Origin of the sequence: Micromonospora sp. NBRC 101691, from assembly GCF_030269285.1 — a bacterium.
Classification (GTDB): Bacteria; Actinomycetota; Actinomycetes; order Mycobacteriales; family Micromonosporaceae; genus Micromonospora; species Micromonospora echinospora.
The window spans coordinates 152,986-165,194 of the sequence record NZ_BSTB01000018.1; the positions used below are offsets into that span (position 1 = coordinate 152,986).

The 12,209-nt window shown below is 72.9% G+C and carries 11 protein-coding genes; 6 read left to right on the forward strand and 5 right to left on the reverse strand.

The features are described from left to right. Position 1: 1 nt before the first annotated feature. From QSK20_RS24480 to QSK20_RS24495, 4 genes are all read right to left on the reverse strand, one after another. Positions 2-1,336, reverse strand: coding sequence for a PP2C family protein-serine/threonine phosphatase (locus QSK20_RS24480; RefSeq protein ID WP_285790956.1), 1,335 nt, complete (start codon positions 1,334-1,336; stop codon positions 2-4). Between the two features lie 196 nt (positions 1,337-1,532). After that, positions 1,533-2,135, reverse strand: a complete 603-nt coding sequence (locus tag QSK20_RS24485; protein ID WP_285790957.1) for a cysteine hydrolase family protein — start codon at positions 2,133-2,135, stop codon at positions 1,533-1,535. A 10-nt stretch (positions 2,136-2,145) separates the two neighbouring features. Beyond that, the gene (locus tag QSK20_RS24490) at positions 2,146-4,233 is read right to left on the reverse strand and encodes an amylo-alpha-1,6-glucosidase (RefSeq protein WP_285790958.1); all 2,088 of its coding nucleotides are present in this window, start codon (positions 4,231-4,233) and stop codon (positions 2,146-2,148) included. Then, positions 4,226-4,594, reverse strand: a complete 369-nt coding sequence (locus tag QSK20_RS24495) for an SCP2 sterol-binding domain-containing protein (protein WP_285790959.1) — start codon at positions 4,592-4,594, stop codon at positions 4,226-4,228. Before QSK20_RS24495 ends, QSK20_RS24490 begins: the two co-directional genes overlap by 8 nt. A gap of 182 nt (positions 4,595-4,776) precedes the next feature. Here QSK20_RS24495 and QSK20_RS24500 point away from each other — a divergent pair, with 182 nt between their 5' ends. Next, a complete protein-coding gene (locus QSK20_RS24500) occupies positions 4,777-5,541 on the forward strand; it encodes a sulfite exporter TauE/SafE family protein (RefSeq protein WP_285790960.1) in 765 nt (254 codons plus the stop codon). 10 nt (positions 5,542-5,551) lie between these two features. On the opposite strand, the gene QSK20_RS24505 is transcribed toward QSK20_RS24500, so the two are convergent. Beyond that, the gene (locus QSK20_RS24505) at positions 5,552-6,280 is read right to left on the reverse strand and encodes a SanA/YdcF family protein (RefSeq protein WP_285790961.1); all 729 of its coding nucleotides are present in this window, start codon (positions 6,278-6,280) and stop codon (positions 5,552-5,554) included. A gap of 178 nt (positions 6,281-6,458) precedes the next feature. Between QSK20_RS24505 and QSK20_RS24510 the strand changes: the two genes are divergently transcribed. The 5 genes from QSK20_RS24510 (at position 6,459) to QSK20_RS24530 (ending at position 12,202) form a co-directional block, all read left to right on the forward strand. Next, complete coding sequence (locus tag QSK20_RS24510) at positions 6,459-6,863, forward strand: Fur family transcriptional regulator (protein ID WP_285790962.1); 405 nt, start codon at positions 6,459-6,461, stop codon at positions 6,861-6,863. A 62-nt stretch (positions 6,864-6,925) separates the two neighbouring features. Further along, on the forward strand, positions 6,926-7,864 hold the full coding sequence (locus QSK20_RS24515) for an ATP-binding protein (protein WP_285790963.1): 939 nt from the start codon (positions 6,926-6,928) through the stop codon (positions 7,862-7,864). Positions 7,865-8,022: 158 nt separating this feature from the next. After that, the gene (locus tag QSK20_RS24520) at positions 8,023-9,561 is read left to right on the forward strand and encodes a type III PLP-dependent enzyme domain-containing protein (protein WP_285790964.1); all 1,539 of its coding nucleotides are present in this window, start codon (positions 8,023-8,025) and stop codon (positions 9,559-9,561) included. Then, positions 9,558-10,904, forward strand: a complete 1,347-nt coding sequence (locus QSK20_RS24525) for a pyridoxal-phosphate dependent enzyme (RefSeq protein WP_285790965.1) — start codon at positions 9,558-9,560, stop codon at positions 10,902-10,904. Before QSK20_RS24520 ends, QSK20_RS24525 begins: the two co-directional genes overlap by 4 nt. Then, complete coding sequence (locus QSK20_RS24530) at positions 10,904-12,202, forward strand: aminotransferase class V-fold PLP-dependent enzyme (RefSeq protein ID WP_285790966.1); 1,299 nt, start codon at positions 10,904-10,906, stop codon at positions 12,200-12,202. Before QSK20_RS24525 ends, QSK20_RS24530 begins: the two co-directional genes overlap by 1 nt. The last annotated feature ends 7 nt before the right edge of the window (positions 12,203-12,209 follow it).

The following is a 12,209-nucleotide window of genomic DNA, read 5'->3' on the forward strand; positions in this document are numbered from 1 at the left end:
ATCAGTCCGGCGGGGCCGGGACGTGCAGGGCGAGGATCGCCGTGTCGTCGCCGGGACGGTGCCCGGTGAAGTCGAGTACCGCCGTCTCGACCGCGGCGGCGAGCTGGTCGGCGTCGTCGGCGGTCGTGTCGGCGAGGACCTGACGGAGCCGGTCGATGCCGAACAGCGCGCGGTCGGTGGGGCGGCGGGCCTCGGTGACACCGTCGGTGTAGAGCAGCAGGCTGTCGCCCGGGTGCAGTTGGACGCGTTGGTCGCGGAGCAGCGGCTGGGGCAGCCAGCCGAGGATGAGTCCGTACCGGCCGAGGGTCTCGACGGTGCCGTCGGCGCGGCGGACCAGAGCCGGGTCGTGACCGCCGCAGCTGACCTGGACGTTGACGCCGGTGTCGTTGACGCGCACGGTGGCGTAGACGGCGGTCAGGTACTGGCTGTCGTCGGTGTACCACTCCCGCAGCGCGGTGTTGAGGGTGGCGAGGTTGTGGCTCGGGATGGAACTGCGGGCCGCGGCGGCGCGGAGCGTGTAGCGGGCCAGCGCGGTCGTCTTCGCGGCCTGGGGGCCCTTTCCGGAGACGTCGCCGACGACTGCGGCCCAGGTGCTGCGGGTGGAGGGGAACACGTCGTAGAAGTCGCCGAGGACCTCGTCGCCGCCGTCGCCGCGACGGTACCGGGCGGCGACCCGCACGCCGGGGATCTGGGGGAGGCGGGCGGGCAGGAGGCTCTCCTGGAGGGTGCGCGCGAGCGTGGAGGCCTGCACGGCGGCGAGCTCGGCGCGTCGGGTGGCGGCCCGTGCCTCGTGCAGGGCCTCGCGGAGCGCTATCTCACCGGTGGCCGCGTGGGACAGGGTGCGCAGCACCTCGATGTCGCGGGGGGTCCATTCCCGGGGCGCCGTGTCCATGGCGGAGAAGGTGCCGAGCACGTGGCCGTCGACCGAGCGCACCGGGAAACCGGCCCAGGCCGCGACGCCGGTCAGCTCGACGGACGGGTTGTCGTGGGTGCGCGGGTCGGTGCGGGCGTCGGTGACGACCAGTTCCGCGTCGGCACCGATGACGTACCGGCAGAACGACTGCTCGACGGGGGTCTGCCGCTTCTCCGGGGCGACGTCGTCGACCTCGGCGGAGCTCTTCCAGAAGGAGCGGGTGGCGTCGACGACGGTCACGAAGACGAACGGTGTGCCGAGCAGGGACGCCGCCAGTCGGGTCAGCCGGTCGAAGGGCTCCTCCGGGCCGGTGTCCAGCAGGCCGGTGCGCCGCACGGCGGCCAGCCGGGCGGGGTCGGAGACGGCGGCCGGCAGGAGCGGGCGGTCCGGTTGCCTGGGTTGTGGTCTCGTGGGTGGGGTCACCGTGACCGGCCGACGCGCCGGTCTCGCCCGGGCGCAGACCGCCGCGCAGACGTGTTCCCACTCGCTCCGGCCGCTGACACCTGGCCATTCTGACCGCAGTACTTGTCACCCGGCAACTGCGCTCCGGATTGCCACCGGGGGTGACGCTGTGGTTGCCGGGCCGTGCGGACGTCGGGTCGGCGCAGGTGGCGACGTGTCAGTCCGGCAGGTGGCGGAGGACGTCCTCGGTGGCGAGCACCGGGCAGAGCAGGCCCAGGGTCTCCAGGCTCGCCTGGTGCGCCTGGTCGGTCGCGGCGGTGCACGCGTCGGAGACGATCACCGGTTGGTACCCGAGGTTGATCGCGTCGAACACGGTGTGGGTCACCGCGAGGTTGGTGGCCACGCCCGTGAACAGGAGCGTCTGCATGCCCCTGCTCCGGAGGACCGTGTCCAGCTCGGTGCCGAAGAAGCCGCTGAGCCGGACCTGGTGGATGAGCACGTCCTCCGGCTCGGGTGCGAGTTCGTCGATGATCTGGGCCTGCGGGGTGCCGCCGAGGAAGGCCTGGTGTTGGGCGATCATCGCGAAGAGGGGGGTGTTGGCGATCAGGTCGGGGTAGCCGGGTCGGTGGACCGTCTGGGTGTAGACGATCAGGCTGCCCCGGGACCGGGTCGCCGCGACGAGCCGGGCGGCGTACGACGCGACGCGGTGCCGGATGACCTGTTCGGCGAAGAGGGGGCCGAACGTCCCGTCCGGGCTGACGACCTCGCGCTGCCAGTGGACGTTGACGACGGCGGTGCGGGCGGGATCGAAATCGGGCATGGTCCCTCCGTCACGGAGCGGAGATCTGATGGGGCGCCGCCTGGTACCGTCGCCCCTCCGACGCGGCCGAACCCCTCCCGAAGGCGTCGAGGCGTCCCCATCGTCCGGGTATGTCGAGCAGGGCCATGTAAGCGAGGTTAGCTGGAAGTGCCGGTCTGATCACGAGATCCTCGCCCACCGGCCGGAGGCCGAGCATGGTCCGCAGGAGCAGCAGCGTCGCCCCGGCGGACCACGCCTGCGGGCTGCACGCGGTGGGGTAGTTGACCGGGTACTTGGTGCTGCTCCGGCTGTATCCCGCGAATGCCTCGGGCAGCCGGCCGTCGTAGAAGGTCGCCGCGTCGAGGATTCCGGCGGCGATCCGCGCCGCCTCGTCGGCGTACCCGTAACGCCGAAGGCCCCAGGCGATGAACGAGTTGTCGAACGGCCAGATGGTTCCCACGTGGTAGCCGATCGGGTTGTAGCGGCCCTGGTCCTCGGCCAGGGTGCGGACCCCCCAGCCGCTGAAGAGGGCGGGGGACATCAGGTGGCGGACCAGGGCGGGGACCTTCTGTTCCTCGACGATGCCGCTCCACAGCAGGTGTCCGATGTTCGACGACAGGGCGTCCACCTGACGGCCGTCGCCGTCGAGCGCGAGGGCCATGTACTCGCCGTCGGCGACCCAGAAGTCACGGTTGAAGCGCTGTTTGAGTTCGGCTGCCTCCCGTTCCAGCCGGTTGGCGTAGGCGGGGTCGCCCCACAGGCGTCGGGCCAGCCGGGCGGTGCGCCGCTTCGCGTCGTACGCGTACCCCTGCAACTCGCAGGTCGCCCGGGGGAAGCCGGGCAGCCGGCCGTCGCGGTGGCAGATGCCGTCCCACGAGTCCTTCCAGCACTGGTTCTCCAGTCCGTTCTCGGTGTTGCGCCGCTCGTAGGCGACGTAGCCACGGCCGGTCAGGTCGGCGTAGTCGTCGATCCAGTCGATCGCCGCCCGGGCCTCCTGTTCGACGGAGCGGACGAGGTCGACGTCGCCGGTCCACCGCTCGTACTCGTCGAGCAGCACGAGGAAGAGGGGAGTGGCGTCCGCGCTGCCGAAGTAGGGGCTGTGCGGGGTCTCGTCGAAGGCGGTCAGTTCGCCGTAGCGCATCTCGTGCAGGATCCGCCCGGGTTGCTCCTCCCGGAAGTCGTCGACCCGGCTGCCCTGCCGGAAGGCGAGCACCTTCAGGGTGGTGGCGGCGAGGTCGGGGGCGAACGGTAGCGCCTGGAGGCTGGTGAGGATGCTGTCCCGCCCGAAGAGGCTCATGAACCAGGGCAGACCGGCGGCGGGCACGCTCTTGTCCTCGGCGAGGAAGGGACTGAAGCGCAGCGCGGCCAGGTCGATCAGGCTCTGCCGGTACGTCTCGTTGAGGGGCTCCCAGTCCGACTGCAGCCGTGGCGCCTGGCCGAGCCACTCCATGAGCCGTTGTTCCTTGTCCACCGGATCCCGTGCCAGACGACCCGGGATGACCAGCCGGTCCAGGCCTCTCGGTACGGGGAGGTCGGGCAGGGCGGTGAGCCGGGTGTGCCACGTGCTGTGCGGTTCGATCCGGACCTTCAGGGTCACCCCGGCCTCGTCCAGGCTCGCCGGGCTCGTGACCGAGACGATCGTCTCCCGCCGGAACCGTTCCCGTTCGTAGCCGAGGACGAGCCGCTCGTCGTCGACCCGACGGTAGTGGCGTCCCTTCCGCTGCGGCGTCGCGTCCTTGACCTGGAAGAGGTCGGCGAAGTCGGCGTCCACGTCGACCCGGACGGTGAGGTCGACCGGGTGCGCGCCGTGGTTGATGATGGTCAGGTCCTCCTGGAGTCCGGTGCTCAGCGTGTGCCGGCGCACCACCGACAGGGTGCTGTTGACGTAGACGTCCTGGTGGCCCGGGACCAGGTAGAACTTGTTCTCGAAGTAGTGGATGTCGTCGACGGAGAGGGTGCTGAGCCGCCGGCCGTCGACCGTGAGCACCCACTTCGACAGCAGCCGGGTGTCGTGGGCGAACAGGCCGACCGGCTCGTCGGGCGAGGCCAGGATGTCGCCCGCCTGGTCACACACCAGGAAGGTCGTGCCGTCCAGGATGCCGATGTGCTCCTCAGGCACCGTCGCCTCCTCGCCGTCGTGCCCCCGACGCGGGCGGCGGCGGAAACAGCCGGCGGATCACCGCGAAGATGCGGGGAGTGCCCTCCACGGTCGCCTCGCCGCGCAGGACGGTGGTCAGGAAGTACGCCTCCCCGCTGGCGATGCGGTCGAAGACCGCCCGGTCGGCCCGGACGACGGCGTCCCCTCCGGTCGACTCCTCGGAGACGGTGACGTCGCCGTCGCCGATGCGGACCAGCCAGTGGTCGACCTGCCCGCCCCGGCTGACGTCGAAGCGGACACTGCCCGCGCCGATCGCCTTCAGCCGGGGATCGTGTCCCCGGCGGGCCAGGCTGTGGAAGAAATCCCGGGTGGCGTCAGCCATGGCGAACCCTCCTCAGGGCCACTCTGCGCCCGGACGAGCCGTCTCCGCCTCACCCGGAGGAGGTGAACTTCTCCGCGCCGGGCCTGCCGGCCGTCGGCGGCCCGCCCTTCCGGCCGCGCCCGGTCGGCGGTCCGCCCGGACACCGTCACGGCGAGTAGTCGGCGGCACTAGCCTGGCACCTGATGGATCCCATCCAGGCCACGCTGCTTCTCGCCGCCGGTCTCCTCACGGGGGCTCTCAACGCGTTCGCCGGTGGCGGCTCCCTGGTCGCCTTCTCGGCGCTGATCGGGGTGGGGATACCGCCGCTGGCCGCCAAAATGACCAACACGGTCGCCGTGTTCCCCGGGAACGTGGCGAGCGTCGTGGGTGGCTACCGGGACCTGCCGGCTCGGCGGGAGGCCGTCCGTATCCTGCCGGCGGCGCTGTTCGGCGGCGTCGTCGGGTCGGTGCTGCTCCTGCTGACCCCGACCCGTGTCTTCGACCTGATCGTGCCGTTCCTCGTCCTCGCCGCCTCGGCCGTCTTCGCGCTGCGGAACCGGCTGACGGGGTGGGTGGCGCGCACGGCCGGTCGCCGCCGCCGGCATCCGGCGGCCCGGCAGGCGCTCGTCGCCGTGGGCGGGGTGTACGGCGGTTACGTCGGGGCCAGCTTCGGCATCGTCCTGCTCGCGAGCCTGGCCTTTCTCCAGGACGAGGCGCTCGCCCGGACTGTCGCCGTCAAGAACCTGCTCCTGGCCGCCGTGTCCTTCACCGCCGTGGTGTTGTTCGTCCTCCTCGGGCACGTCGAGTGGTCGGCGGTGGCGGTGCTGGCGCCGGCCACGATCGTGGGCGGCTACGCCGGTGCGCGGCTCGTCCGGAAGCTCCCGGAAAAGATCACCAGGGTGTTCATCGTCGTGTTCGGGACGTCCTTCGGGTTGGTGCTGCTCTGGCAGGCGCTCCGGCGGCCGTGACCGCCGGCGGTCAGGTGCCGCGAAGCGCGTCCCGGACGCCCGGGTTCTCGGGTGAGGGCACCGCCGGGGGTCTGCGGCGGGCCGCGTCCCACGCCGCCTTGGGGCTGGCGAGGTAGTCGCGGACCGCCTTGCCGGCGAGCAGGGTGGGCGGGCATCCGGCGCAGCGGGCGGGCACTCCGTCGACGTCGACGCCGAGGTGCCGGCACAGTGTCACGGCCCGCGACAGGTGGTAGGACTGGGTGACGATCAGCGCCCGGGTCACCCCGTACACCTGACGTGCTCGGGCGCAGGTGTCGTAGGTGTCCAGCCCGAACGGGTCGGCCACCACCCGCCGCGGATCCACGCCGAGTCCGGCCAGGTACGACGTCATCACCGCCGGCTCGTCGCCCGACGCGCCGTTGCCGTCGCCGGACACGAGGACGACGTGGGCGCGTCCGGCGCGGACGAGCGCGGCGGCGGTCTGGAGGCGGCCGGCCAGCCGTTCGCCCGGTTGGTGTCGGTCCGGGGCCACCCCGGTGCCGAGGACGATGACGACGTCCACGGCGGGAGCGGTGGCCTCGGGGTGCACGTGGCCGTGTGCGGCGACCTTCGTCCACGCCCAGGGGGCGCTGGCGAGGAGCAGCGCCGAGACGCCGGCGGCGGCCAGGCGGGTGAGTCGTCGACGGCGCCGGAGGCGGCGCTGTGGCCGATGGGTCACCGTGTCCGCGGGTGCCGCCCCGGCGGGGTCTTCCGTATCCACCCCGGTTGTCCTCTCCGGTCGTCGACCGGCCCATCGTAGGCGGGGCGTGTCCTTCCCGGGGGGACACCGACCGGCTAATGAAATTGGTTAGCATTGCCATGAAGCCGTCGTCGGGTGGCGGCGGAGGTGCCGGGTGGTGGCGCGGGGCGGGCGCCCCGGCCGGGTGGGGAGGACGGCAGTGGCGACGAGGTCGGTTCCGGGCCCTGCCCGCAACACCCGGCAGCGGGCGGAGCTCGTCCGGCTGCTCGACGGGTCCGACGGCTTCCGCAGTGCCCAGCGGCTGCACGCCGAGCTGCGGGACCGGGGTGTCCCGATCGGCCTCACCACCGTCTACCGCCTGCTCCAGGCGCTCGTCGACTCCGGCGAGGTGGACACCATGCGGTTGCCCTCGGGCGAGCAGCTCTACCGCCGGTGCAGTCGCACCCACCACCATCACCTCGTCTGCCGGCACTGTGGCCGGACGGTGGAGATCGCCGGTCCCGCCGTCGAGGACTGGATGCGTCGGACCACCGCCCGGCACGGGTTCGTCGACGTCAACCACACGCTGGAGATCATGGGGACCTGCGACGGCTGCGCCGGATAGGGCCGCGCCGCCCGGCGCGTCGTCCTTGTGGCCCGGGTTACGCGTCGCCTACCGTAATGAAAATGAGAATCGCTTTTACTGGGAAGGGTGGGAGCGGAAAGAGCACTCTCGCCGCCCTCTTCGTGGGATACCTGCGCGCGGCCGGGCACCGGGTGCTCGCCGTCGACGCGGACGTGAACGTGCACCTCGCGCCCCTGCTCGGAGTCGAGGTCGGCCCGGAGAGCGCGCTGTCCCACCCGGACAACGCCCGGTGGGTGCGGCGTCATCTGCTCGGCAGCAACCCGAGGGTGGCCGGCGTCGAGCACTTCGTGCCGACCACTCCACCCGGCCCCGGCTCGCGGCTGGTCACCCTGGACGCCGACGATCCGGTCCTGGTCCGCCACGCGGCAGCGCTCGATCCGCGTACGCGCGTGCTGCACGTCGGCACGTACGAACCCGACGACATCGGCGCGGGCTGCTACCACGGGCACCTGGCGGTCCTGGAGAACCTGCTGTCCCACCTGCGGCTCGACGCCGGCGACTGGGTGGTCTGCGACATGGTCGCCGGGACGGACGCCTTCGCCAACTCGCTGCACGCCCAGTTCGACGTGATCGTGGTGGTCGCCGAGCCGACCCCGGAGTCGGTCTCGGTGGCCCGGCGCTACCGGGAGCTGGCGGCGGCGGCCGGAGTGGCGGATCTGCTGGCCGTGGTGGGCAACAAGGTGGTCGACGAGGCCGATCGCGACTACCTGGCCCGGGAACTCGGTGGCAGCCCGCTGGCGGCGCTCTCCGTTCAGGCCGGTCTGCGCCGGGCCCGGCAGGCCGGTGCGTGCCCGAGCCTCGGGGACCTCGACGACGTCACCCCGCTGGCGTGCGTCGCCGAGCACGCCCGGGTCCGTCCGATGGCGCCGGAGCGGCGGGAGGCCCTGCTGCGCGCCCTGCACCTGCGACTCGCCGGTCAGAACTGGGTCCGCAGCGCCCACGGCGACGTCACCGCCCAGTTCGGCCCGGTGCCGGCGTGACCCTCCCGCGCGCCCGGGTCCGCCGTCGGCGGTGAGGCGCGACGGTGGGCGGGCGGTGCCGCGTCCGCCCACCGGAGGGGCGTGTCGTTCCGTTCGGGACTTCCCCTCAGTGTTGATAACGATTATCGTCTTCAAGTACTGATTGGAGGGATGTGCCGATGGACTCCCCGCTGTACCTGCGTCCGCGGGTCGACGGCCGACTGGAACAGCTGCTGGGCCAGCCGCGCCTGCTGCACGACCTGGTCCGGGCGCTGGGCTCACCGCTCAACGTCGTGCTGCCCGACCAGATCGCCGACAACGTCGAGGCGTTCGGCGCCGTGCACCGGCGACACCACCTGCGCGGCGAGGTGTTCTTCGCCCACAAGGCCAACCGCTCCTCGGCGCTGCTGCGCCGGCTGGCGGCGACACCCGCCGGCATCGACGTGGCGAGCCTGGGGGAGTTGCAGCACGCGCTCGGCGCGGGCTTCACCCCCCGGCGGGTGATGGCCACCGGCCCCAAGACCCGCGAGTTCCTGTGGCTCGCCGCCCGCTGCGGCATCACCGTCAACCTGGACTCACCCGCCGAACTGGACGACCTCGTCGCGCTCGTCCGCCGGCACGGACTGCCACCGGTCCGTGTCCTGGCGCGCCTGTCGGCGTTCAGTTCGGCCGGGGCGACCATCCTGTCCCGACCGAGCCGGTTCGGCACCCCGCTGGCCGAGGTCGACCGGCTGCTGGCCCGCCTCGCCGAGACGCGCGACGCGGTCGACCTGGTCGGCGTCGCGTACCACCTCGACACCATCGGCCTGGCCGAGAAGGCCGTCGCCCTGGAGGCGTGCCTGACCGTCCTCGCCGACGCGCACCGGCACGGCCTGCGCCCCCGGGTCGTCGACGTCGGCGGCGGCTTCGGCGTGGACTACCTCGCCGACGGCGCGCAGTGGGAGCGGTGGACCAGCGAGCTGGCCCTGGCCGTGCTCGGCCGCCGCCCGGAGCTGACCTGGGGCGGCCACGGATACGGATGGCGGGCCGAGGCGGGCACGCTGCGCGGGGCGCTGGGTCTCTACCCGGCACACCGACCCTCCGCCGGCCACCGCTACCTGGCGGAGCTGCTCGGCGCCGGCGGCCTCGGCGGACGCACTCTCGCCACGCTGCTCCAGGAACACCTGCACGACCTGTGGGTCGAGCCGGGCCGCGCGCTGGTCGACCAGTGCGGCGTCGTGCTCGCCCGGGTGCTGGAGGTGCGGCCCACCGCCGCCGGCTGTCACCTCGTCCGGCTCGACCTCAACGCCGGGGACGTCAGCCTCGAGGAACACGGCGTGATGATGGACCCGGTCCTGCTGCCGGCGAACCCGGTCGCGCCCGGCGATGCCGCGCCGCACGGCCACCCCGTCTACCTGCTGGGCAACCTCTGTCTGGAAGCCGACCTGATCACCCGGCGGATGGTCTTCCTGCCCACCCTGCCCCGCACCGGTGACCTGCTCGCCTTCGTCAACACCGCCGGCTACTTCATGGACTTCAGCGCCGATCACGCCCTGCACCAGCCGGTGGCCCGGATGGTGGCCGCCTGGCCGGACGCCGGCACCTGGCGCTGGTGCCTCGACGAGCAGTACTGGCCCCTCGACGCCGGGCGGGGACCGTCCACCGACGAGCCGACCCCCACCACCACGGCCGGCCGGAACATCCCCGGCCCGCGCCTCCAGGAGACCGCAGCCGCATGAGATACGACACCATCACCGACGCCATCGGCAACACCCCGCTGCTCCGCATCGACCCCGCCGTGCACGGGCTCGCCCACGTCGACCTCTACGCCAAGCTGGAGCTGCTCAACCCGTTCGGCTCGGTCAAGGACCGGGCCGCCTGGACGATGGCCGCGCCCCGGCTGGCCGAGGCCCGCGAGGCCGGGGCCACCGTGGTCGAACTCTCCAGCGGCAACACCGCGAAGGCCCTGGCGGTGATCGCCGGCATGCACGGGCTGCCGTTCACCAGCATCACCAACCGGATGAAGGTCCCCGAGATCAAGGACCTGCTCCTCCTGCTCGGCGCCACCATCGAGGAACTGCCCGGGCAGGCCGAGTGCCTCGACCCGACGAACACCGAGGACCCGTTGACCCGGATCCACCGTACGATCAGCGAGTCGGGCTCGGCGTACCTGCACACCGACCAGTACTACAACCCCCGCAACACGCAGGCGCACGTCGACGGCACCGGGCCGGAGATCGTCAAGGATCTCGACGGGCGCGTGCCGGACTACTTCGTCGCCTGCGTGGGCACCGCCGGATCGTCCACCGGCGTGGCCCGGGTGCTGCGCGAGCACGACCCGTCGGTCACCGTGGTCGGCCTGGTCGCCGCCAAGTCCGACTTCATCCCCGGCATCCGCAACATCGACGAGGTCCACGAGGTGGGTCTCTTCGACCCGGACACCTACGACACCATCGAGTCGGTCTCCGCCGACGAGGCGATCGACGGCCTGCTGACGCTCAACCGCCGCTGCGGGGTGCTGGCCGGGCCCACCGGCGGGGGCGCGTACACCGGGGCGGTGCGCCACCTGCGCCGGGTCGACGCCGCGCTCGCCGCCGAGGCCGCGGCCGGGCGGGATCCCCGCCGCCGCAGCGCCGTGTTCATCGTCTGCGACCGGGTGGAGAGCTACCTCAGCTACGTCCGTCGCCGCCGCCCGGAACTGCTCCACCAGCCTGCCCGGGTCGGCGCCGTCACCACGGTCACCGACGCCGAGGCGGACGCGGCCCGCACCGTGGACGTGGCCGCCGCCCGGCAGTGGATCGCCGAGGCGCAGCCGCTCGTGGTCGACCTGCGGGGCACGTTCGCCTACACCGCCGCGCACATCGAGGGCTCGGTCAACATCGTCGACGAGCTCTTCGACGAGCTGCTGCGCGGGGGCCTGCCGTTCGACCGGGGCCGGCCGGTCCTGCTGGCCTGCCCGGTGGGGGAGAAGTCCCGCCGGTACGCGGCCCTGCTGACCCGGATGGGCCACACCGACGCCCGCAGCCTCGACGGCGGGGTGGTGGCCTGGCGGGACGCCGACGCCCCCCTGGTGCGCGCCTGATGGCCGCCCCGGCGACCACTCCGGGCGCCTCCGGCGCGCCTGCGGTGGGCACCGACGCGGCCCCGGCGACGCCGCCCGCCGGGCACCCGGACCGGGTGCTCGCCGACCTGGCCGACTGGCAGCGCGCCGTCCGCGCCCAGTTTCCCATCCTGACCGGCACCGACGAGGCGTACCTGGACAGTGCCGCCACCGCCCAGAAGCCGCAGCTGGTGCTCGACGCCGTGCAGCGCTACCTGACCGGCGGGAACGCCAACGCCGGACGGGGCACCTACCGGTGGGCCAACCGGACCACCGCGCTGCTGCGCCGGTGCCGGGACCGGGTGGGCGACCTCATCGACGACCCTGACCCGGAGCGGTCGGGCGTGCACCTGGTCGGCGGCACCACCGAGGCGCTGCGCCGGGTGGCCCTGGACTGGCTCGTCGACACCCTGGCCGACGGCGACGAGATCGTCGTGCCCGCCGCCGACCACCTGGCCAACGTGGTCCCCTGGCAGGAGGCCCGGGACGCGGCGGCCCGCCGTGGCGTCACCGTACGCCTGGTGGAGATGCCGTACGAACCCTCCGGCGACTACGACGTCGCCGCGCTCGCCCCGCTGGTCGGGGAACGGACCCGGCTCGTCGCGGTCACCCACGTCCACCACGTGTACGGGGTGGACATGAACGTGCACCGGATCCGCCGGCTCGTCGGCGACGACGTGGTGATCTGCCTGGACGCCGCGCAGAGCGTCGGACACCTGCCGGTCTCGGTGACCGACCTGGACGTCGACTTCCTGGCGTTCTCCGGGCACAAGGCGATGGCGCTGCCCGGGATCGGGGTGCTCTGGGCCCGCAACCGCCGTGGCCCCCGGTACGAGCACCGGGGCTGGCAGGGCAGCCCGCACACCGTCGGCGCGGTGAGCCTGGCGGCGGCCGTGGACTGGTTCGAGGCGACCGACGTGACGCGGATCGCCCGCTGGACGGTGGCCCTCGGCGCCCGACTGACCGACGGGCTGAGCCGGTTGCGCGACCTCCGCGTCCTCGGCTGCCAGGACAGCCTGACCCTGGACTCGACCGTCCAGCGCCGGCACGGTCCGGTGACCTTCCGGCACCCCGGGATCAGCGCCGCCGACCTCGGGTTCGTGCTGGCCGACCACGGGCTGATGGTGCGCGCCAACGCGCACTGCCAGGGCCCGGCGGGGGAGCGGGAGAACTCGGTACGGGTCAGCCTGCACGCCTACAACACCGTCGAGGAGGTGGACCGGCTCCTCGACGTGCTGGCCCGCCTCGACACCTCCCTGACCACCCCGTCCTACCACTGAGGAGCAC